17 protein-coding genes, 1 tRNA gene and 1 other RNA gene are annotated in these 21,988 nt (G+C 64.6%); 14 read left to right on the forward strand and 5 right to left on the reverse strand.

The features are described from left to right. Window positions 1-6: 6 nt before the first annotated feature. The 5 genes from ACKFR8_RS09755 to ACKFR8_RS09775 are packed head-to-tail and all read left to right on the forward strand — an operon-like array spanning window position 7 to window position 6,652. Window positions 7-2,286: a hypothetical protein gene (locus tag ACKFR8_RS09755; RefSeq protein WP_408929932.1), complete on the forward strand. Its 2,280-nt coding sequence runs from the start codon at window positions 7-9 to the stop codon at window positions 2,284-2,286. A 2-nt stretch (window positions 2,287-2,288) separates the two neighbouring features. Then, window positions 2,289-4,130: a GAP1-N2 domain-containing protein gene (locus tag ACKFR8_RS09760; RefSeq protein WP_408929933.1), complete on the forward strand. Its 1,842-nt coding sequence runs from the start codon at window positions 2,289-2,291 to the stop codon at window positions 4,128-4,130. Window positions 4,131-4,139: 9 nt separating this feature from the next. After that, complete coding sequence (locus tag ACKFR8_RS09765; protein ID WP_306507851.1) at window positions 4,140-5,099, forward strand: hypothetical protein; 960 nt, start codon at window positions 4,140-4,142, stop codon at window positions 5,097-5,099. Beyond that, complete coding sequence (locus tag ACKFR8_RS09770; RefSeq protein WP_306507850.1) at window positions 5,100-6,110, forward strand: TRAFAC clade GTPase domain-containing protein; 1,011 nt, start codon at window positions 5,100-5,102, stop codon at window positions 6,108-6,110. Then, window positions 6,107-6,652, forward strand: coding sequence for a hypothetical protein (locus ACKFR8_RS09775; protein ID WP_306507849.1), 546 nt, complete (start codon window positions 6,107-6,109; stop codon window positions 6,650-6,652). The genes ACKFR8_RS09770 and ACKFR8_RS09775 overlap by 4 nt, the downstream gene beginning before the upstream one ends. Before the next feature lie 84 nt (window positions 6,653-6,736). Here the strand turns inward: ACKFR8_RS09775 and ACKFR8_RS09780 are convergent, their stop codons facing one another. Then, window positions 6,737-8,146, reverse strand: a complete 1,410-nt coding sequence (locus tag ACKFR8_RS09780; protein WP_408929934.1) for a hypothetical protein — start codon at window positions 8,144-8,146, stop codon at window positions 6,737-6,739. A gap of 55 nt (window positions 8,147-8,201) precedes the next feature. Between ACKFR8_RS09780 and gluQRS the strand changes: the two genes are divergently transcribed. The 3 genes from gluQRS (at window position 8,202) to ACKFR8_RS09795 (ending at window position 11,141) form a co-directional block, all read left to right on the forward strand. Further along, window positions 8,202-9,134 carry a tRNA glutamyl-Q(34) synthetase GluQRS gene (gene gluQRS, locus ACKFR8_RS09785; RefSeq protein ID WP_408929935.1) on the forward strand — a complete coding sequence of 311 codons (933 nt, stop codon included), beginning with the start codon at window positions 8,202-8,204 and terminating at the stop codon, window positions 9,132-9,134. A gap of 63 nt (window positions 9,135-9,197) precedes the next feature. Further along, window positions 9,198-10,769, forward strand: coding sequence for a cation:proton antiporter (locus ACKFR8_RS09790; RefSeq protein WP_306507846.1), 1,572 nt, complete (start codon window positions 9,198-9,200; stop codon window positions 10,767-10,769). Window positions 10,770-10,805: 36 nt separating this feature from the next. Next, window positions 10,806-11,141: a hypothetical protein gene (locus tag ACKFR8_RS09795; protein WP_306507845.1), complete on the forward strand. Its 336-nt coding sequence runs from the start codon at window positions 10,806-10,808 to the stop codon at window positions 11,139-11,141. Here ACKFR8_RS09795 and ACKFR8_RS09800 read toward each other — a convergent pair. Both ACKFR8_RS09800 and ACKFR8_RS09805 read right to left on the reverse strand, forming a co-directional pair. After that, window positions 11,138-13,141, reverse strand: a complete 2,004-nt coding sequence (locus ACKFR8_RS09800) for an acyltransferase family protein (RefSeq protein WP_306507844.1) — start codon at window positions 13,139-13,141, stop codon at window positions 11,138-11,140. The two genes, ACKFR8_RS09795 and ACKFR8_RS09800, sit on opposite strands and share 4 nt — an antisense overlap. 441 nt (window positions 13,142-13,582) lie before the next feature. Then, window positions 13,583-13,671: transfer RNA gene (locus tag ACKFR8_RS09805), tRNA-Ser, on the reverse strand. A gap of 178 nt (window positions 13,672-13,849) precedes the next feature. On the opposite strand from ACKFR8_RS09805, the gene ffs reads away from it, so the two are divergent. The 6 genes from ffs to recR all read left to right on the forward strand — a co-directional run bounded on the left by ffs (window position 13,850) and on the right by recR (window position 19,922). Then, window positions 13,850-13,948, forward strand: an RNA gene (ffs, locus tag ACKFR8_RS09810) — signal recognition particle sRNA small type. An 83-nt stretch (window positions 13,949-14,031) separates the two neighbouring features. Continuing rightward, window positions 14,032-15,303, forward strand: a complete 1,272-nt coding sequence (locus ACKFR8_RS09815) for an aminotransferase class I/II-fold pyridoxal phosphate-dependent enzyme (protein WP_408929936.1) — start codon at window positions 14,032-14,034, stop codon at window positions 15,301-15,303. 85 nt (window positions 15,304-15,388) lie between these two features. Continuing rightward, on the forward strand, window positions 15,389-15,865 hold the full coding sequence (locus tag ACKFR8_RS09820; RefSeq protein WP_408929937.1) for a hypothetical protein: 477 nt from the start codon (window positions 15,389-15,391) through the stop codon (window positions 15,863-15,865). A gap of 73 nt (window positions 15,866-15,938) precedes the next feature. Continuing rightward, on the forward strand, window positions 15,939-18,695 hold the full coding sequence (locus tag ACKFR8_RS09825; RefSeq protein WP_408929938.1) for a DNA polymerase III subunit gamma and tau: 2,757 nt from the start codon (window positions 15,939-15,941) through the stop codon (window positions 18,693-18,695). Window positions 18,696-18,751: 56 nt separating this feature from the next. After that, window positions 18,752-19,132, forward strand: coding sequence for a YbaB/EbfC family nucleoid-associated protein (locus ACKFR8_RS09830; RefSeq protein WP_296133006.1), 381 nt, complete (start codon window positions 18,752-18,754; stop codon window positions 19,130-19,132). A 133-nt stretch (window positions 19,133-19,265) separates the two neighbouring features. Continuing rightward, complete coding sequence (gene recR / locus ACKFR8_RS09835; RefSeq protein ID WP_039673215.1) at window positions 19,266-19,922, forward strand: recombination mediator RecR; 657 nt, start codon at window positions 19,266-19,268, stop codon at window positions 19,920-19,922. On the opposite strand, the gene ACKFR8_RS09840 is transcribed toward recR, so the two are convergent. Together ACKFR8_RS09840 and ACKFR8_RS09845 are read right to left on the reverse strand one after the other, a co-directional pair. Continuing rightward, a complete protein-coding gene (locus ACKFR8_RS09840; RefSeq protein WP_408929939.1) occupies window positions 19,919-20,698 on the reverse strand; it encodes a type 1 glutamine amidotransferase in 780 nt (259 codons plus the stop codon). The two genes, recR and ACKFR8_RS09840, sit on opposite strands and share 4 nt — an antisense overlap. Next, window positions 20,691-21,977 carry a Mur ligase family protein gene (locus ACKFR8_RS09845; RefSeq protein ID WP_408929940.1) on the reverse strand — a complete coding sequence of 429 codons (1,287 nt, stop codon included), beginning with the start codon at window positions 21,975-21,977 and terminating at the stop codon, window positions 20,691-20,693. The genes ACKFR8_RS09840 and ACKFR8_RS09845 overlap by 8 nt, the downstream gene beginning before the upstream one ends. Window positions 21,978-21,988 lie beyond the last annotated feature (11 nt).

Genomic DNA, 21,988 nt, shown 5'->3' on the forward strand with positions numbered 1-21,988 from the left:
ACGTTGATGACACACAGCTCGAAATTCACCATCAAGGATATTCCGATGAGCCAGCTCAAGCCCCTGCATGATCTCCAGCAGGTCAGCGCTGATGATGTGCGTGCTTCGGTGTCTGCACCCTTCAGGCAATTCGCTGACCAAATCGCTGCCGCGTTCAATGGCCAGAGCGTCGATGTCCCAGATCAGCGCGCAGAGGCACTGAATGAACAAGCCGCCAAGGCTGCACAGCAGTCGGAGTCGCGCCATTCCTTGAAGGATCAGCCCACTGCGTCGCAACATTCTGATAGCTCTGCGGGCCCTGAGGAAGCAACTTCGGAACCAGCGGCTCCAGCTCTTGACCTTGCTGCAGAATGGGAGAGGATTCGGCTGGCCAAGGCGCAGAAGACCCAGGTCAACGAAGCCGACTACATTAATATTCCGGACTTCGAGATTGAAGCCAAGTACGAATTCCGTGAGCAGCCGGGATGGGTGCCGCCGGGAATTAAGTACGAGGTCGAGGTTCCGGCCAAGACGGAGGCGGAGGACTCTGCCGAGGACCTTGGTTACGGCGCCGAGCCGGAACCACAGCCGGAAGACAACGATCAGCGCCACCCGGTCCGACTGTGGTGGCCGGAGCTGGAACACGCTCCCAACGAACTGGTTATTTACCGCGTGGTGGGAGCAGATTCGGTGATGAATCCGACGCCGGAGGACGGCGAAGACTTGGTCTTTACCCAGGGCACTGCCTACCGTGACCACAACCCGGGTGAGCAAGGCCTACGCCACTACGCCGTCTGGGCGTATAAGGGCAAGGGCCTAGAAGAAGTCATTAACTCCCAGCCGTACTTTATGGGAGAGACTGCGGTGGTGTTCCCACCGACGAACGTTCAGGTTTCCACCATTAAGGGAGCCATCCAGGTGTCCTGGGACTTGTTGCATGGGCACGAGAGCGCTCTTGTCTATGCGTGCAGGGACACCGAAAAGGACGTCCTTTCCCCGCGGTTTGAGCAAACCGTGGACTCCAGCGGACTCAAGGCCACGATCCCGGTGCAGGAAGCCGGCCAGACCATGGTTATCTCCCTGCTGGGGCAGGCGCAGTTCCGTGACGCAACTGAGCAAAGCCCCGACGTCGTGGCCGTGCAGCGCACGGTCAAGATGGCCAGTGAGCTGGAAAAGATGGAGCTGACGCGCTGTGAGGGCCGCCGTGATGGCGGAGAAGACAAGATCGAGATGGATTGGTACTCGCCCAAGACAGGCGAGGTCAAAATCTACCTCACTCCGAATCCGCCGCAGGCTGAGCTGCGCACCGCCGCCGTGCCCAAGACCTACGTTGAAAGCGCACTCGCCAGCGCCATCGCGGAAAGCCGCGGCACGACGGAGCCAGGTTCCTTCCAAACGGCCAACGTGCCGTGGCCTTCCGACTGGTACGAAATCTACGTCACGCCGGTGAACTTTAATGACGCCGATGCGTGGGTGGGCGAATCCAAGGTTTTGCAGCGCGTCCAGTCCATTGAGGAGGACCAGTACCGTCTCATCGAGCGCGTGGATAGCCAGCTCATCACCTTTGACTGGCCACAGGGCGCTACCGCGGTGGAGTACACCACCAGCGAGGGCGTCGATCAGGTTCGTGAGGAAGACTACGACCTTCAAGGCGGCATTCGCCTGCGCCTGAAGCCGCACGGAGAAACCGTCACGCTCCAGCCCTACGCTGTGTTCGCAGGCAAGCGAACCGTGGGTGACAAGCTGGAGATCACGTACGAAGGCCTGCGCCCGGTGACCTACGACATTATTTACGACTTCATGCAGGGCATGGCAGACGTGTTCGTGTGGAGCTTGGGCAATGGCGACAAGCGTGAATTCACCTGCCAGATGGTCTACCGTCCCGACCGCCTGCCGCTCTACCCCGACGACGGCCAGGTGCTCACCGGTATCAAGGACGGTGTCCAGCAGACCACGTTCACCTTTTACGAGCTGGCGGGCGAGCCCATGGCGCATGCGAAATTCACGGTGGATCTGCGGGAGCACATCAATCGCGGTGGGTACATCCGCCTGTTCGCGGTGGAAAGCGCCGATAGCGGCTACGACTCTTCCTTCACTGGATTCGGAAACGAGGATCTCTACAGCAATTTCGCTGGCGGTGAAAGCGACTCTTCCTCCAACCTCAGCGCCTTGGACAAGGCCGTCGTGGTTGAGAAAGACGTTGCCAATAAGCTGCACTTTGCACCGCAGGACTATAGCCAGAACCAGCAGTACAGCGAGGACTACGCCGAGCAGTACAACGAGCAGTATTACCAAGGAGGCCAGTAGTCATGGGCGGTGCTTTTAGTTACGCTTCTTTCTCCCGCTCGAATGGCCGCGCCGGTGGCTGGGGAGTGGGCAGCAAAGCGGGTGACATCACCCGGGAGGAGCTCTCTGAGCTGATCTCCTATGTCCCCACGACGCTCAACAACGGCAAGACCATTCCGGATTTCCCTTCGGACCAGCAGCGCGCTGAGTTGGTACGCCGCACGGCGGTCTTTGCACTTACGCCTGAGGCCGACAAGTGGGTGACCATGGTGTCCGTACCAGCTGGTCTGGATGCGACTGGCCGTGGCGGCAACGTGTTTACCTACACGGCAATCACCCGCACCGGCACGCCGCCGGCGCCGTCGGCGGTGCTGTACTCCCCAGATATCCCGACGCCCTTCTCCATCTACGAAGTGGACAAGGTGCAGATTCCGGCGGAGATTAAAGCTCGCGGCCCGCTGACCTCGGACGTGTTGCTGGATGAATTCTTGGACGGCGAGTTCCGCCAACCGGATCGCCTGCCGCCGGCGTTCCGTTCCGTAACTCCCAACCCGGACCCAGCATTCAACCGCGAGCTGGTGAGTGCAATGGCCACGGTGTTGGATTCCTCCAACGGTTTCGTCATTCTGGTGGCCCCTGATAACCAGGCGGCGCTGTGGATTGCGGCCACGGCTCGTGAGGCAGGGGACGACGGCTTCGGCTTCTCCACGTTCGAGCGGGCCGCCGCCATTAACGAATTCCCGCTGAGCACCTCCACGATGATTGTGGTGCCGCCCAGCGAGAAAGGGCGCTTGGCGGACACAGCAATTTCCGGAAATCCAGTGGTCTTTGCTGTGGATGAGGCCATTCCAGACGTCAGCGGGTTCCAGCGTTCCTCTGCTGAGGAAGCGCCGGAGACCGCAGCGCAGGATGCCCAGGTTGAACACGGTGCCGAGCCCGAGCATGACAGCCACGAAAGCCACAACAGCGCTGAGAATTCCGCGGCCGCTCACAATGTGTGGGCGGAGGACGCGTCGCCCTTCGGGGCGCCTGTGTCCGGCAATTCTCCTTTTGCTGCCGCACCAGCGTCGTCCACGGAGCTCCCTACGGGGTCCACTGAGAAGGGCAATGAAGGCACTATCGGTATGCCGGTGAGTGCCGCGCACGATAATCCCTTCGCGGATCCTTCTCCGGTGCAGTCGGCAGCGGAGGAATCTCCCGCTCCGGAACATACGGATGCTGCTCAGGATTCGCCTTTCGCATCCTTCCCGGCCAGCACCCCGGAGGGGGCAGATAAGGGTGCCGACCAGTACGCAGAACCCTCTGAGCAGCAGGTACCGTCTGCGGCGTGCAATGCAGTAGTCCCGGGCCTCAGCAACGATGAATGGCAGATGCTCACAGACTTCGACCCGCACTGGTGGGCCGAGTACCTCGATACCCACCGCGGACGCTCGATTCAGCTGGCATACCTGGACAAGTCCTCCTTGGAGGGCGGGCTGGATAAGCGGCTGATGTCGGCTGTCGTGGCCTCCTGGGTCTATTACTTCCCGCCCGAGTATTCGCTGCTCGCGGCTGATGCCCTGGATCAGTGGCAGCCCGCGGACATCGAGCAAATCATTAACCTGACTGCTACTGGGTTTGCGATGACGATCCGGAACGATCCGCGCAATCGCCACGCTGGTGAGCGGGTGGCCCGAGTGCTCGACGCCGTCGGCTACAAGCTTGATGAGTTCACTCAACACCAGCAGCAACAAAACATCCCACCGCAGCCGACTGCGGGACAAGCACCGCCTACGGCGCCGAACCAGTTCACTGAGCCGGGGCGACAGCACTCCGGCTTCGGTCACTTTGGTCGCGGCAGAGGCAACGGATTCCACGGAAGGTAAGGAAGCGTTATGGCTAAATACACACTGCGGGACGGCGAGTCCCTCCGCATCGGTTCGCAAGGCAACCTCACCGTTGAAGCTTTTGAGGTCGGCGTCGGCGGCGCCGCCATGGAGCTGGTCATCTTGGGCGATGACGTGCAGGCAGCGCGTGTGCACGATCTCGCGCTTATGGTGCACGATCTGCCGGCTAGCGCCACCATTCAGGTACAGCCTAAGAATGGCGGTACCTACGCCAAGCGCAGCGAGGTTCGCCTCCGCGTCAGCAACGGCATCGATGATATTTCCTTCCCGCGCGTGCTGATCGACGCCGCGGAGGATTCCCCCGAGCGTCTCGCCGAGGTCACCGCGGGCCCTGAGGGATTGTTCTTTAAGGCCTTCGGCAGTACCGAGGGTGCCGGCATCACCGACTCGGCGCGTGAGGTTCGCTCCAAGATGCGCCGTGCGGAGCTCGACGTGTCCGGGCTCGATGCGGTTACCGCTATCATTGACGGCTCCGCCTCGATGCAGGTCAATGCCACGCCGCGGACGATTGAGGCGGCCGCCAAGTACATTGATGCGCTGTCGGATGCCTTCAAGCAATTCCGTGCCACCGATGGTCAGGACAGCATCCAAACGCACAAGGTAGAAGAACTCACCCGCTTCATCGGCACTGTCGTTGAGAACGGCGCCGAGCGCGTGGGCCAGCGCCCCTGGCGCGGGCAGACGCTAAAGGCGACGACGTCTCTGGCTATCTACGTCACGGATTCTCCGGTGGCGTCCATGCTCAACACCGGCGTGCCTACGGTGGTCCTCATCGTGAGCACCATTGGCCGGCAGGAGCTGGAACTGGCCCAGGCGAATGGCATCCCCTCCCAGGTGGCCTTCGCAGTTATCGATGAACAGGTGGCCAATCAGCTCGATTCTGGATCCAACGCGGAGCTGGCAGAGCTGACGGACCGCGTCACCGCGATGCTGAAGGAGGCAAAGTAAATGACAATGGCTAAATGCCCCTGGACTTTTAAGCCGCTCGAGGACGGAGCGACGGTGAGCCCGTACACGCAGCGCGAGCTGCCGGACGGGTGGACTGATTCGGTGACGCACTGCGTGGCCATGGCAGGCGCGCGTAACTCTGGAAAGTCCCTGTACACCGCGGTCATGATTAAGCAGCTCAAGCAGCTTGCGCATAAGCACAATCGTTCCGTTCAGCCGGCGGATAGGTCGACGCGGGAGCGCTACGAGGAGGTCTACGAGAAGCCGCTCTTTGAGGAGATGCGTGCCATGGACCCCACCCCGAGTGCCGTGGCTACCGACGCCTACCAGCGCGACCCTCTCATCTTCGAGCTGGGCAAGTGGCCGGACCCGCAAGGCGTCGAACGCATGAATTACCTGGTCTTCCGCGATGTTGCGGGAGAGGACCTGGAGAATCCGCCGGAGAGTGAAGCAGACCGTGAGAACCTAGCCTTCTTCACCTACGCTGACCTTGTTATTTTCCTCTTCGATCCGCTGCGCGTGAAGCAGATTCAGGACTATATTCACGGCCTGATCCCCAACATCGGTGAGCTTGGCGCGGACTCCCTCAGCGTCCTTGACAACCTGTTGGATTTATTGGATACGGACACCCCACCGCCGCTGGCAGTGACGATTTCGAAGTTCGATACCGTCCAGAAGCTCGAGCAGGTTGATGATGCCCGCTGGAAGAAGATCATGGGCAACAAGGGCGCGGCCTTCCGCCGCGATACCGGGTGGAATTTCAACGACTCTGACCGCCACATGGTTCATCAGGAGGCCCACTCCCTCCTGAGCTTCCTTGGTGCGCATGACCTCATCAACAAGCTCGGCGCGGCCGCACCAGCTGACGGCAGCTTCTTTGTAGTCTCCGCGCTGGGTGAGGCACCGACGGGCCGTAAGCTGGCGCGCAGTGGCATCGCCCCGTACCGCGTGCTGGATCCCATCCGCTGGTTGTTGAGCCGCCACGGAGTATTTGCTCAGGAGGTCTCATGACGTTCGGAAGCCCCCAGGGGCCGGGCTCCCAGTTCGGCGGCCCGCCGCCGAATCGCCCGCAGGGTCATCCACATCAGTCGGCGGCACCAGCGGGTAGCGCCTACGCCACCCAGGATTACCGTTACGGAGAGGTGGCGGAGTCCCAGCGAGAGACGCGCCGCGCGGCGGACATGAAGGCGCTGTGGGCGCCGTGGCCACTGAAGATCGTGGCAGTTATTGAGCTTTTCATCTGCGCCTACGGGGTCTACACCATCTGCCAGCTGGTGGCGCATGAAAACAGCCCGACGGCCGTGAGCCGCATGGACCGTCTCTCCACCGAGTTTGGTGTGCTCATTGGTTTGTTGGTGCTCCTCGTGTGCGTGCTCACCACCTACGTCCTGCACGCCCAGCAGGTAGCACGGATCGCCCTGACCGCCATCAGTGCGGTGTTGGTGCTGCTCATTCCGGTGGATTCGGTGATGCCAGTATCCATTGCTTCCGCCGCAGTCATTGTACTGCTCTGGCTGCCTGCGAACCGGCGGTGGTTTGGCGGCGCGGCGTAGTGGCTACGTAGTAGATAACCAGCCTGCCAGGCACAGCAAGAAGGGGCGACCGCTTTAGCGGCCGCCCCTTCTTGCTGTGCCTTCTTAGGCTTTCTTGCTCAGTTTCTCCAAGGCCTGGGTGTTGCCTGCGGAAGCGAAGAGGTTGTACGCCAGTTTATACATGTTCCGAGCACGCTGATGCGCATCGGCGGAGGTATAACGGTCACCGAGGAGCTCGGCAACCTCTGCCAGCGCACTCTGCTCGTCCGGGTGGGCAGCTTCCTCGATCGGATGCTTCTCTAGGAAGTTGAGCAAGACTTGGGTGGACTCGAACAGATTTCCAGTCTGGATCCGCAAAGACTCTGAGTAGAGCACCGTCCACCTCGCAGAAGTGGGGAGGCTGCCTAGCTTCATCGAATCCACGTAGCGTGAGGCCAGAATGTCGTATGCTTCGTCCGGATCGCGGTGGCGTACCTCGAGCAGGATCGTCCGCAGGAGGGATTCCAGCTCGCCGTCGAGATCGCCGCTGCGCGCATACTCCTTGGCAGCAGCCCTAAAGCACGCCTCGCGCTGTTTGTGATCATTCTGAGAGTTTGCCCCGGCGTCGAAGTAGAAGCGCGCCAGCATCCATGCGGGGAGGCTCTTGTAGGCGTCCTCGCGCCGGGCCTGCGAGAGGATGTTAAAGGACTGCTTGGCCACCTTCGTGCGGTCTGCGTCCGACTTGGAGGCCCACAGTGCGCCCACCGCAGAGTTGAGGATGACGGAGAGGATGTCTTCCCGGGAGGCACCTTCGCCCTTGAAGTTTCCGGTGGTCGCAGCGTTGTTGATGGCTACAAAATCTTTGGCATGCACCTTGGGGTTCGAAGCCGTGGTTGCGCTTTCCAGCCGGGAGCGCAGCTGGGACAGCGATTCCGCGGAGGTGGAGTTCTGGGAAGAGGTGTGCGCTGCCCCGGGAGCGTGGGCGGCCTGCGCAGCTTTAGCTTCCTTGGCCGCGCGAGCCTCCTTCTCTGCCTGCGCTGCTCGTGCCGCCTGCGCTGCCTTTTCTGCCTGTGCGCGCTCGCGGGCTTCCTGTTCCTCTTTTTCCTTGGCAGCGGCAAGTGCCTGTTGCACCCTGCTATCGCCGGCGTCAGCGGCCTTGGCGGCGAACTTCTCTGCGTGTTTCCGGTCCCCGTTGTGCAGCCATGCGAGAGCGATGCGCGAGTAGCCGTATCCCACCAGCTGTGGTTGGCCGGTAATGGCGCCCAGCGAGGCGATGGTCAAGGAATCATCTACGTTGTCGATGGTCCCGGCAGTCTCACGCAGGATCTCGCGGGCCTCTAGGTAGTGCGCGGCGGGGGTGGCGTCCTCGATGCTGCCGATAAAGACATCACCGTTGATCACGCGCTCAATCTGGCTATCAATGTGTGCGGACTCGGAAGTGGGAAGCGTGAGCCCTGACTCTTGTGAACGCGCATAATCCAACATGCGCTGAGCATCGGCGGGATCAAGGAGAGGAAAAGTCACGTCAGAAGCCATAACGGCGATTCTAGTAGAGGAATCAGACACTCGCGCCTTTCGTAGAATGGTCCCCATGGATTCTCTCAACCCCGCGGGGCGCTACGCCCCGAGCCCGTCCGGTGATCTGCACCTGGGTAACCTCCGCACTGCGCTTCTGGCGTGGTTGTACGCGCGCTCGAGCGGGCGGCGTTTCGTCGTGCGGGTGGAGGACATTGATACGCAGCGCTCCTCCCGGGAGTCGGCGGTCCGGCAGTTGGAGGACCTTGCGGCGCTGGGCCTGGACTGGGATGGGGAGGTCATCTACCAGCAGGATCGCTATGCCGCGTACGAGGAGGCGCTGGCGCAGTTGCCCACGTTCGAGTGCTACTGCTCCCGCAAGGACATCCAGGAGGCCTCCCGCGCGCCGCATGCCATCCCGGGGCAGTATCCGGGGACGTGCCGCGCGCTTTCTCGCGATGCCCGGGCCGCCAAACGCGCCGAACTCGCCGCCCAGAACCGCGTCCCCGCCATCCGCCTGCGGGCCGAGGCCACCGAGTACACCATTCATGATGCGCTGGTGGGCGAGTACACCGGCGAGGTCGATGACTTCATCCTGCGTCGCGGCGGGCAGCGGCCCGCCGACCCCACGCAAGGCATGGACTGGGCCTACAACCTGGCGGTGGTGGTCGATGACGCCTACCAGGGAGTCGACCAGGTTGTACGGGGCGATGACCTGCTGTCCTCCGCGCCGCGCCAGGCCTACCTGGCGCACTTGCTGGGCTACGACGAACCCGAGTTTGTGCACGTGCCGCTGGTGCTCAACCCGGAGGGAAAACGGCTCTCGAAGCGGGATGGGGCGGTGACCCTGCGCCAGCTGCTGGAAGAGCCGGGGCGGGGCCCGGGGGACGTCGTCAAGCTGCTGGCCCAATCGCTGGGGTACGAGGCTAGCTCGGCCGCGGAGCTTCTCTCGCAGTTCCGGCCGGAGGAACTGCCCCGTGAGCCTTACGTATGGGACGGGACTGTGTAGATCAAATCTTTCGTGGTGCCGGTATCCTGTGGGAGGAACCTACCACGGGGAGTGAATCGCACAATGGAAGTACTGCTTGTCCTTATCGGCCTCATGCTCGCCACGGTGATCGTGGTGGCGGCGGGGGACAGAATAGGCCTTCCGTGGCCGGCACTGCTCACCATCCTGACCGCCGTGGCTGTCTTCGTCTACGCCACGTTCTCCAGCGGTGAGTTTGAGTTCGAGGTGCCGGCGGACCTCATCCTCCCCATCTTCCTTCCGCCGCTGCTCTGGGCGCTGGCGCGCAAGACCTCGTGGGGTGTTATCCGGGAACAGTGGGTGACCATCGTGGCGCTGTCCGTGCTGCTGGTGGTGGCGACAACGCTGGCAGTGGGCTTTACCGCGCGTGCTTTCATGCCCGGCCTGAGCCTGGCGGCCGCCATCCTCATTGGCGCCGCCATCGCGCCGCCGGACCCGGTGGCCGTAGAGGCAGTAGCGGAGCCGGCAGGCATCCCGCGCCGTATCATTTCCGCCCTCCAGACCGAGGGTCTGTTTAATGACGCCGCCTCCATCGTGGCGTTCCACCTGGCATTGACGGCAGTGACCAGTTCTGGGGAGATGCACGCGGGCGAGGCTGTCGTGAGCTTCTTCTACTCCGCCATCGTGGCCACCGTGCTGGGACTCGTGGTGGGCCGCGTGTCCTCGTGGTTCGTCGGCGCGGTGCATGAGGTCGTGGCCCGCAACGCCCTGACCTGGGTGATCCCTTTCGCCGTGTACATCGCGGCGGAGGAGTTGGGCGCGTCCGGCGTTATCGCCGTGGTCATTGCCGCGGTGGAGCTGCACTCGCGCGCGCCGATTCAGGCGGAAGACCGCCTGTCCGGCCAGTCCTTCTGGGAGACGGTGGAGCTGCTGTTTACGGGCGTGGCCTTTGGCCTGATTGGCCTGACGGTGTCGAGCGCCATCGACGCGGTGGGCGCGGACCTATGGCACGCGGTCATCGTGGGTGTCATCCTCTCCGTGGTCGCCTTCCTGGTGCGGCTGGTGTGGATGTACGCGTTCTACCTCATCAATCGCAAGCGCGGGAAGCCGCGTCTGGCACCGCTGCGCCTGCAGGAAGTGCTGCTCATGACGTGGTCCGGCATGCGCGGGCTGGTCACCCTGGCGCTGGTTCTGTCCGTGCCCAGCGGCCTGAGCTTCTACCATGAGCTGACCGTCATCGCCTTGGTAGTGCTGCTCATCACCATGGTGATTCCGGGCCTGCTGCTGCCGTGGCTGATGCGCCAGCTGGATCTCACGGCCCCCTCGCAGGCGGCCACCGATAGGATGCGCACAGTTATCACCACTCGGGCCCGTAAGGCCGGCATCGCGGCCATTCGCGCGAAGTACGAGGAGCTGGATCCAGATACCGCCGCTAACATCTCGCAGTGGTTTGAGGACCGTCTGGGTGAGGATGAGGACGGCGATGACGCCTCCACCCGTATGCAGAAGGCCATTGCGGCCCGCGAGATGGCGCTGGCGGCCCGCCGCACCGCCCTGGCGGGCGCGCAGCAGGAGCTGCTGCGTCTGCGCCGCGATAGGGACTTCAACCCGACGATTGTGGACGAGGTCTTGGCGGACGTCGACCGCATGGCCCTGGGCGCCAAGAAGCACGGATAGCACCGGCAAGAGACCGGCTAGAAAAGGAGGAGCGCGATGGACGCTTTCGACTACGCCCAGCGGGCCGAGGGGCTGGATTACCTCTACGACTTCTTCGAGGAGGACTTAGAGTCCCGCGTGCGCGAAGGCCGCGAGTTCCTCCCGGCGGGCATGGAGGACATCCTGGGGGACCACACGCTGGAGGACTACGTCTGGCTGTGGATTAAGGAGCCCGGGTCCAACGGCTTCCGGCAGTACCTGCGCGATGGCGGCTACAGCGAGGAGGAGGTGGCCCACGCCTTCCTGCTCGCCCGCACGGAGTGGGGCATGAACACCCCGCCGCACGTGGAGTGGCTCAAAGAGGACGGCGTGGAGCCGCCCACCTTTGGTTAGTTCTCTACCTTGACCAGCTGCTCCTTCGGCGTGGAGCCGTCCGCCGGGAAGGCGAGGGTCAGCGCCTTGGAGAAGTACTCCGCGCGCTTCTCGTTACCTTCGGTCTGGTAGTGCACGTCATCGCCGGGCAGGAACCATTCCTGGTGGACGTCGGAGGCCCAGTCGTAGACCACGAGGTTGGGGTAGCGGTCACGGGCGGCAAGCAGTGCCTCATTAAACGGCGCCATGTTGGCGTTGTCGTACGCGCCGGAATCGCGGTTGGTGGCGGCGGTGGGCCACAGGACGGGGGCATCACCCAGCAGCTCCATGATCTGGTCCACGCGCCAATCCTCCTCGCCGGATCCGCCCACGGCGCGGTTGGCGGCGTCGTTCACGCCCGCGCCGATGATCCAGCACGCATCCTCGCCGTAGCCCTGGTCCAGCAGCTGCTGCACGGAATCCCGGATGGCGGGATCGCCCTCGAGGGACTCCACGGTGGAGCGTGCGCCCGTCACATCCGCCACGACGTTCTGTGCGCCGACGTTCTTGTAGGTCACCTGCGCGTTGCGCTGGGGATCCGAGAGGTAGCCATCATCGAACATGCCAATCGACGTGGAATCACCCACGTGGATGACGGTGGTGCAGCGTGTCTTTCCCGCCTGGGCGGCAGCATCCTTGCTGTCAGCGGTCTCGGCCGAGGAGGAAGGTGCCGCGCCCTCGGTTTGGTCAGATTCGCTGGCCTGGGCGGACTTACCCGGTGCCGGGGCTGGGCCGTCGCCGCCAATCTTGACTCCCATCTGCTGCGCGCCGGGCTGCTCGGCCTGGTCCAGCGAGGTATTCCAGGCTGCCGGAATGCCCATGGTCACGACCGCGGCGAGCAGGGTGGCCGGGACGGCCAGGCCCATGCGCGGCAGCGTGTGGCGCTGAGCCCACCACTGCTTCAGCGGCGTGACGACGCCGTGGCGGCGGATCGGATCCTCCACCAACGTCCAGGAAATGTGCGCCAGCGCAATGGCCACCACGGTGACCAGCACGGGATGCGCCCACGGCAGGTTCTCCCACTGCGGGATGAAGACGATTGCGGGCAGGTGCCACAGGTAGATGCCGTAGGAGCGTTCACCAATCCAGCGCAGCGGCGTGAGGCCGAAGAACTTAGAGGTCAGCGTGCGCTTGTCCAAGGCGGCGGTGATGACCGCGACGCTGGCCGCGGACAGGGCCAGAAGGCCCCAGTTGTACAGGTTCGGGGAGTAGTCTGGCAGCAGCCAAAACAGAGCACCGATACCCAGCACGCCGAGCAGCGCGGCGGGGATGGTGAGCGCGCGCGGCGGGATGCGGTAGCCGTGCGCGTTAGTCAGCGCGATGGCCAACGCCGCGCCCAGGAGGATGCCGCCGGCGCGGGTGTCGGTGCCCTCGTAGACGCGGGTGGCGTCAGCACCGGTGTTGAACAGGAAGGCCATCCAGCCGAAGGACACCGCCGCCAGCACGAGCGTGCTGATGACCAGCGGGGCGCGCTTGCCGCGGGTGAGCTTGAGCAGGACGAACAGAATCAACGGCCAGAACAGGTAGAACTGTTCCTCCACGGACAGCGACCACATGTGATCCAGCGGCGCGTGACCGGCAAAGCGGTCAAAATAGGACTGGCCCTCTAGGATGACGTGCCAATTGTTGACGTAGAACAAGGCGCTGAGGGAGTGGCTGGCGTTCTCGCCCAACTTGGGCAGGTCGAAGAACACGGTAAGCAGCAGCACCGCCACTAGCATGAGCACAACGGCGGGGACGAGGCGCCGGAAGCGGCGCAGCCAGAACGTGGGCAGGCCCAAACCCTTGCCGCGGCGGTAGCTGCGCATCAAGTTCGCGGTGATGAGGTAACCCGACAGCGTAAAGAACATGCCGACTCCTAGATATCCACCGGGCAACCACGACGGGTTGAGGTGGTAGATCAGAACGCCGAGCACGGCGACGGTACGAAGGCCGTCGATAGCCGGGACGTAGGAGGTGTGCGAATCAACCGGTCTTGGCATGTCCGGGGAACTCCTCGGGAAGGGTAGAGATTGAGATGGGCGTGTCTGCGCCTGAGGGACTTAACTACTCTAAACCTTGTCTCTATTAATCCCGGCCTTGGGCGAGGTTCTTTCCCCACCGCTGGGGAGCACGCCCCACGCCGCGCCGACATGCTGTGCCATCAAGGCTCCAGAATGGCCCTTGCCGCTACCTCAAAACGTAAAAATCCTCGGAGGAACACAGAGTCAGTGTCTGTGAACCCCAACCCGAGGGACTTCGCACCACACTCTACACTGTCGTTCACGGCAAGTAAGGGCGAAAAGTTTCGAATTTCTGGCCGCTATATACCGTGAACGTCGGGGCTTGTCGGGGCGTGCTTGGTAGCCCTCGGAGGCCACGTGCATGACCTACCCGGGTTAAGAGAAAACGAAAAAAGTCCCGGCTCCGAAGAGCCGGGACAGTGGCGGAGGATAGGGGATTTGAACCCCTGAGGGATGTGACTCCCGCACGCGTTCCAGGCGTGTGACATAGGCCGCTAGTCGAATCCTCCGCTGAAAAACATTACATGAGGCCCCTAATGATGCAAAATCGCCAGGTCAGGGCAGAAAATGGGAAAATATGGGGCGCTGTGCGCCGGGCGCGTCGGAGCAACCGTGGGGTAGGGGTCTGGTGGGTGGCGGAAGGGGCGAGCGGTTTGGCGTCGGCAAGCAAGGCACGCTAGGCTAGGCGGCAGGATTCCGCGTGGCGTCCATCCTCTGAACTCCCCCAGGGCAGGAATGCAGCAAGGGTCAGGAGGCTCTGGCGGGTGCGCGGGGTCCCCTTTTTTATATTCGGGCTTTCGCACGAAATGGGGGCGCTGGGGGTTAGGATAGGGGCCACATATTCGCAACACACTCCGGAAGGTAGACGGATGTCGCTTCTCAAGCTGGAAAAGTCCGAGCTGGATGACCTTGCCACCCAGGTGCGCAAGGAGTACGAGGATCTCAAGGCCAAGGGTCTCAACCTCGACCTGACCCGCGGCAAGCCCTCGAAGGTACAGCTGGATCTGTCCAATGATCTGCTGACGCTGCCGGGCCTGGGCAACTACACCGATGCTGCCGGCAATGACCTGCGCAACTACGGTAACTCGAAGGGCATCAAGGAGCTGCGCGAACTGTGGGGCAAGCTCACCAACATGGACCCGGAGCTGCTCATCGCGGCGGATTCGTCTTCCCTGAACATCATGTTCGACCTCATCTCGTGGGCCTACACCTTTGGTACCAACGACTCGGAGCGCCCCTGGGCCCAGGAAGAGACCGTGAAGTGGATTTGCCCGACCCCGGGCTACGACCGCCACTTCGCCATCACGGAGACCTTCGGCTTTGAGCTTATCCAGGTGCCCATGCTGGAGGACGGCCCGGACGTGGACGCCGTGGCGGAGCTGGTCAAGGACCCGCAGGTCAAGGGTATGTGGGTGGTACCGATGTTTGCCAACCCCACGGGTGCTGTCATTTCGGAGGAGAAGGCCCGCCGCCTGGCCTCGATGGAGGCCGCCGCACCTGACTTCCGCATTGTGTGGGACAACGCCTACGCCGTGCACACCCTCACTGAGGACTTCCCGGAGATTCTCCCCATCCTGGAGATTGCGAAGCAGGAGGGCAACCCCAACCGCTTCTGGGCTATGTCCTCGACGTCGAAGATCACCTTCGCCGGTGCCGGCGTCAGCTTCTTCGGCACTTCCGCCGCGAACCTGGAGTGGTACCTGCAGTACTCCGGCAAGCGCGGCATTGGCCCGAACAAGATCAACCAGCTGGCGCACTACGAGTTCTTCGGTTCCGCGGAGGGCGTGCGCGCGGTCATGCGCCGCCACTCCGCGCTCTTGGCGCCGAAGTTCAAGGCAGTCCTGCGCATCCTGGACAAGCGCCTGAGCCAGTACGACGTGGCCCAGTGGACCGAGCCGGAGGGCGGTTACTTCATCTCGCTCGACGTGGTGGATGGCACCGCTACCCGCGTGTGGGAGCTGGCGCGTGACGCCGGCATCCTGCTGACCAAGGCTGGTTCGGCCTACCCGCACGGCAAGGATGACAACGACCGCAACATCCGCCTGGCTCCGTCCCTGCCGCCGCAGGAAGAGGTGGAGGCCGCGATGGACGGCGTGGCTACCTGCGTGCTGCTCGCCGCCCTGGAGAAGTTGGGGGCATAAGGCCATCAACGCTGACGAGACGGCCTACTGGCTGGACCAGGTCATTCCGGTCGACCTCGAGTTCAAAAACGTCGAGGGGCACCGCGTGGGGTTGGCCGCGCTTGACGACGATCAATCCCTCGCCGTCACCTGTGACTTCGCCGATACCGACACCGGCTTGGCCCACGCGGACCAGGGTGTCGATGTCCGCTGCGAGCTTCTCTCTGTCGCCCGCACCGGGCAGGCGGAGGTCGCCGCGGCGGTGACGTCCGCGGCGGCGCTTATTACCAAGGCGGCGGGTGTTCTGCCGGCGCAGCCGGGCCTGCTGCTGCCTAATCTTTTCGCCGCCGAGGACGAGCGCTTTGCGCAGCTGAGCGTCCGGCACGGCGTGCTCATCGCGCCGTACCTGTGGGGCGGACAGACCCCGCAGCTGGCGGAGGAGGGGCGCCTGACGTTGGTGTGCCAGTTGCTCATGCTGACCGACGCCGAATATGCCTACGCCGTCGACGAAGGCGTTCCCGCCCTGCAGCAGGCCGTGGGGGAGCAGGGCATCGATCTGCTGGATTGGCGGCGCACCGAGTAAAGCTTTCCGGGTAAGGCGGCTGGAGATTATCGCCTGATCCGTGTGTCGGGGCGAGACGCTAGACTGACTAACCGTGGCTCTTTACCGGAAATATCGTCCAGCAACGTTCGCGGAAGTGGTAGGCCAAGAGCAGGTCACCACCCCGCTGTCCGCCGCCCTCGACGCGGGGCGCATTAACCATGCGTACCTCTTTTCCGGCCCGCGCGGCTGCGGAAAGACCTCTTCTGCGCGCATCATGGCTCGCTCGCTCAACTGCGAGCAGGGGCCCACGTCCACACCGTGTGGCGTGTGCGATTCGTGCGTGTCCCTGGCCCCCGGCGGACCGGGCAATCTGGACGTCACGGAGCTCGACGCGGCCTCCCACAACGGCGTGGAGGACATGCGTGAGCTGCGGGATCGCGCCTACTACGCCCCGGCGGAGTCGCGCTACCGCATCTTCATCATCGATGAGGCGCACATGATCTCCGCCTCCGGCGCCAACGCGCTGCTGAAGGTGGTGGAGGAGCCGCCGGAGCACGTCATCTTCATCTTCGCCACGACGGAGCCGGAAAAGATCATCGGCACCATTCGTTCGCGTACCCACCACTATCCCTTCCGCCTGCTGACCCCGCCGGCCATGAAGGGCCTGCTGGAGCGAACCGTGGCCTCGGAAAACGTCCACGTGGATGACACGGTCTACCCCATGGTCATTCAGGCCGGCGGCGGCTCGCCGCGTGACACCTTGTCCATCCTGGACCAGCTGCTGGCCGGTGCCGGGCCGGATGGCCTGACGTACGACGTTGCCCGTCCGCTGCTGGGCGTGACCGACCTGGGCCTATTGGACAACACCGTGGAGGCCCTGGCGAATCAGGACAAGGCTGGTCTGTTTCGGTTAGTCGATGATGTCATTGAGGCCGGCCACGAGCCCCGCCGCTTTGCCATTGACCTGTTGGACCGCCTGCGCGATCTCATGATTATCCAGGCGGTGCCGTCTGCCCTGGAGGAGGGGCTGGTTTCCGCGCCGACTGACCGCGGGGAAATCCTCACTGCCCAGGCCCAGCGCTTCAGCGGCCCGCAGCTGGCGTACCTGGCAGAAACCGTTAATGCGCGCGTGTCTTCCCTGCGCGGTGCTACCTCGCCGCGCCTGCTCCTGGAAATTCTCTGCGCGCACCTCATCGTCGGTTCCGCGCCCGCCGCCGCGGCCGCTGGCCAGTTGCCCGCTGCCGCTCAGCAGGGCGCTGGCGCACCACCGGCTGGTGGATCCTCTGCTGCCGGCCAGCCCGGCTCTCAAGGAGCGCAGGGGCAGGCCCCAGGTTCCGCGTCGGCCCAGCGCCCGCAGTCCGCGGTCTCCGGCGCCCAGGATCCCGCCGCCGCGGCAGCCGCCATCATTGCGCAGCGCCGCAGCCGCCAGGCCGCGAAGCAGAACGCAGCGCAGCAGCAGAACGCGCCGCAGCAGCCGGAAGCACAACAACCGGAGCCGCAGCAATCGGAGGCGCCACAGCCGGAGCCGCAGCAGCCGGAGCCGCAGCAGCGGCCTGAGCAACAGCAGCCGGAGCCGGCGCGCGAGCAGGAGCCGCCGCAGGCCGAGCCCGCTGCGGTACAGCGTGACCAGGCTCAGTCGGAGGCACCGCGTCCGGACCAGCCGCAGGCTGAGGAAACTCACGCCCAGCCCCAGGAACGCCAGCCGGAGCAACCGCAGCAGGACCAACCTTCTGCCGACCTAGCCGCGGAGATTCGCCAGAAGTGGTCCGATCTGCGCGTGACCATCGGCCGCCGGAACAAGGTGGCGGAGATTATGCTCGCGGAAGCTCGCGTCCTTGGCGTTCGCGATAACACGCTGGTGTTGGGGCACACCACCGGCGCGCTGGCGGAGCGCATCAATGCGGAGCCCAACAACTCTGCTATCGCGGGTGTGCTGAAGGACGAGCTCAACCGCGATCTGACGGTCGAATGCGTCATTGGCACAGACCCAAAAGCACACGGCTTCACCGTGGAGGAGCCGGTCCAGCGCACCCAGTGGAACCCTAATCAGCCGCAGCGTGAGGCCTCCGAGCCAGAACAGGAGGCAGAGAGTCCGGCGAGTCCAGCACGCACTGAGTCACCCACCGGCGTAGACCGCGAGCCGGACACTGAATCTGCGCCTGAAAAGGCCCCTGAGCGCACCGACGCGCCGGAGCAGGGCACCGAGTCCGCGACTCAGGCCGAGGAACAGAGCGGGCAGAGCGCGCCCGCCAGCGACGATCCGTGGGGAGCGCCCCGCCAAATCGGCGGGCAGGCGTCGTCGTTTAAAACGACGGAGCAGGCTTCCGAACCGGCGCAGCAGTCTTCGGCGCCAGGGCAGGTGCCGCCGCAGGCGCCGGAGAATGCGCCCGCGCAGCGGCGCGAGGAACCGCAGCGCCAGGAACCGCAGCGCCAGGATCCGCCCCAACGGGGGCCGGCAGTGCCCCCAAAGAGGGAGGCCCGTGGCAGCCAGTGGCGATCACGCATTGCTCAGGCAAGCCAGGTAGCGGCGCAGCGCGACGAAGAATTCGCCAAGGTTCCCAAGTTCGGAAACGGGGTTCCGCTCCCACCCGAGCCCGGCCCGGACGAGGGCGAATTCGAAGCACCGCCGGAGGAGTACGGCCCGCCGGCGGGAGCTGGTTCCCCGCACAACCACGCAGGCCAGGGGCCACAAGCGTTGCAGCAGACGGCGCCGCAGCAGGCCCCCGCACCCCAGCAGGCGTACTCCCGGGACGATGAGGAGCGCGAGATGATGGAGGCCGCCCAAAGCGTTGGCGAGATGGACCATCGCAACGCCACGGAGGTCGCTATGGAGCTGCTCGCCAAAGAGCTAGGGGCGCGGCGACTCTAGCGCGTCATCTGTACACTTGGCGGGTAGCGAAAAACTCGTACGAAAGGACTTTTAGCATGACCGAGAACGATCCGATGCAGCAGGCAAACGACATGAACGAGATCCTGGCCCAGGCTGCCCGCGTGCAGGCTGAGCTGGAGAAGGCCCAGAAGGAAATTCTGGCCACCACCGTTGAGGGCACCGCAGGTAACGGCCTGGTTAAGGTGACCATGACCGGTGGCGCTGAGCTCAAGGACATCAGCATCGACAAGTCCGTGGTGAACCCGGACGATATCGAGACCCTCCAGGACCTCATCGTCGGTGCCTTCAACGAGGCGCACGATGCCGCCGGCCGCCTGGCCCAGGAGAAGATCGGTCCGCTGTCCCAGGGCATGGGCCAGTCCCAGCAGGACTACGATGGCCCGTCCATCAAGGATGTCTTCGGCGGAAACCAGTAAGCCGCGCGTTAGACTGTAAGGCCGTTGTTGCCCTCCCCGGTGGGAGGGCGGCGCGGCCTTTGTGTTTGTCTAGGCCACATCACTCACCGTTCGCCGCGCGGCGACGGACTTTTCACAGTAAGGGGAGCATCGCGTGTTTGAAGGACCATTGCAGGATCTCATCGATGAGTTCTCGCGCCTGCCGGGCATTGGGCCCAAGTCGGCACAGCGCATTGCCTTCCACGTGCTGCACCAGGACCCCGAGGACATTGACCGCCTGCAGAAGGCGCTGGGCGCGGTGCGCGATGGCGTGACCTTCTGCCGCATTTGCTGCAACATCTCCCGGGAGGAGGTCTGCCGCATCTGCATCAACTCGCAGCGTGACGCCTCCACCATCTGCGTGGTGGAAGAGCCGAAGGACATCCAGGTCATTGAGCGCACCGGCGAGTATGAGGGCCGCTACCACGTGCTTGGCGGGGCGCTGGACCCGCTGGCCAACGTGGGGCCGAAGGACCTAAACATCTCGCAGTTGCTGCAGCGCCTCGGCGGTGTCCTGCCGGACCGCGAGCTGGCGGATTCGACTCCGGAGGAGCCGCTGTACGACGACACCCCGGAGATCACCGAGGTCATCCTCGCTACCGACCCCAACACCGAGGGCGAGGCCACCGCGGCCTACCTCGTGCGGCTGTTGCGTGACTTCCCGGGGCTGAAGATCACGCGGCTGGCCTCCGGCATGCCGCTGGGCGGCGACCTCGAGTTCGTGGACGAGCTGACGCTCTCCCGCGCGCTGAGCGGCCGCCTGACGGTCTAGCGCTGCGAGCGCGGCGGCTCGGAGGCCGCGAAGCGCTCGGTGCGCAGGCGCTCGACGGCGGGGATATCGAGCGGCTCGAGCTCGCTCAGCGCCACGCCGGTGGCCTTCGCCAGCAGGAGGTCTGCCAGCTGCGGGTTGCGGGCCAGGACGGGGCCGTGCATGTAGGTGGCGATGACGCTGCCCTGGACCGCGCCCTCGGCGGCGCGCTGGGCGGTGGCGTCGGACAGGTCGTAGGTGGCGGCCGTATCGGCGTTGCCGGTGCCGCGGGTGAGCGTGCCCAGCGGCTTGGCGGCCGGGCCCAGGATGGTTGCGCCCATGTGGTTCTCAAAGCCGGTGAGCGGCTCGGTGAGCTCGGCAGTGATACCGGCCTGGGTGGGCGCGGACGCCACTTCGCCGATGGCGCGCTCGGCCATGGAAGCCGTGGTGGCGTCGATAAGCCCCACGCCATCCACCACGCGGCCGGACGCACGGAAGGATTCGCCGAGCACCTGGAGGCCGGCGCAGATGGCCAGGACCGGGGTGCCAGCGGCGGCCGCGCGGGTCAGTCCGCCATCGGCAATGAGGTGCTCCGCGGCGAGGATCTGTGCGGTGTCCTCGCCGCCGCCGACGGTGTAGACGTCGAGGGAATCGGGGACTGCTTCGCCCAGCTTGATGGGGACAATCTCCGCCTTGATTCCGCGCATGCGGGCGCGCTGGCGCAGGACCAGGGCGTTGCCGTCGTCGCCGTAGGTGCCCAGCACGTCCGGCAGGATGAGGCCAATCTGCAGGCTAGTCATTGGAGTGCTCCTTTACTGCGGCGTTGAGCGCCTTCTTCAGATCGCGGAAGGCGGTGTAGTTGGCCAGCACCTCGATGCGGCCCTCCGGACAGGACTCAATGGCGGTAAGCGGGTCCGCGATGAGCTCGTGTGAGATATCTGCGTACACCAGGCGGACTGCCAGGTCCGTGCCGCGCTCGCCGGCGGCCTTTACCGCGATGCCCTCGAAGTCCTCGAAGCGCACGTCCCACAGCCAGGACATGTCGGTGCCGTCGGCCACGTGGCCGTTGACGGCGATGACCAGCCCGTCGGCGTCGCGGTCCACCATGGACAGCGCCTCCTGCCAGCCGGCCGGGTTCTTGGCCAGCAGCAAGCGGATCGTGCGGTTGCCCAGGGTGATGGTGGAGTAGCGCCCGGCCACATCGTCCACGCCCTCGGCGGCGGCAATGGCCTTGTGGCGGTCCACGCCGAAGGCCTCCACCGCAGCGGCGACAGCCTGGGCGGCATTGCCGCGGTTGGCGCGTCCCGGGAGGGATAGGCGCAGCTTATCGACGCCTTCCGGGCTCACAATTCCTTCCTCCGTCACGGCCCAGGTGGGGGTGGGGCGGCGGAACTCGCGGCCATCGGCAAGCGGCTTGACCGCACCCCAGTCCTCGCCGTCGCGCACGATGTGGCCGCCGGTACGCGGGCACGTCACGGACTCGCCCATCCAGCCAGCGCCGGCGGAGACCCAGATGACGTTCTTGGCGTCGTAGGCCACGGAGGTCATGAGCACGTCGTCGCAGTTGGCGATGACCAGCATGTCCGGGTGTGCCTCCACGGCGCCGCGCAGGGCGCGCTCGATCTTGTTGATCTCGCCCACGCGGTCCAGCTGGTCGCGGGAGAGGTTGAGCAGCACCAGCGCGGCGGGGTTGAGCTTGTCGGCCACATGCGGCACGTGGAGCTCGTCGACCTCCAGGACCAGGTGGGAGGCGTCCTTGCCCGCCAGGAGTGCGGAGATAATACCGGCGTCCATGTTGTCGCCGCCGTCGTTGGTGGCCACGGTGTGCTCCGCGCGCACGGCGGCGGCGAGCATGCGGGTGGTGGTGGACTTGCCGTTGGTGCCGGTCACCAGCACGGAGGGCCGGTTCTTGGCCAGGCTTTCCATGATCGTGGGGTCAATGGCGCCGGCGATGAGGCCACCGATCATTCCGCCGGCACCGCGGCCGGTGGCGCGCGAGGCGGTGGTGGCCAGCGTCGCGGCGGACGTCGCGACCGTCGTACGCGCTGAGCTCAGCGCGTTTCGGAGGTTGAAATTCATGCTCCCCAGGG

The sequence above is a fragment of the Corynebacterium axilliensis genome (genome assembly GCF_046097495.1).
In the GTDB taxonomy this organism is placed as follows: Bacteria; Actinomycetota; Actinomycetes; order Mycobacteriales; family Mycobacteriaceae; genus Corynebacterium.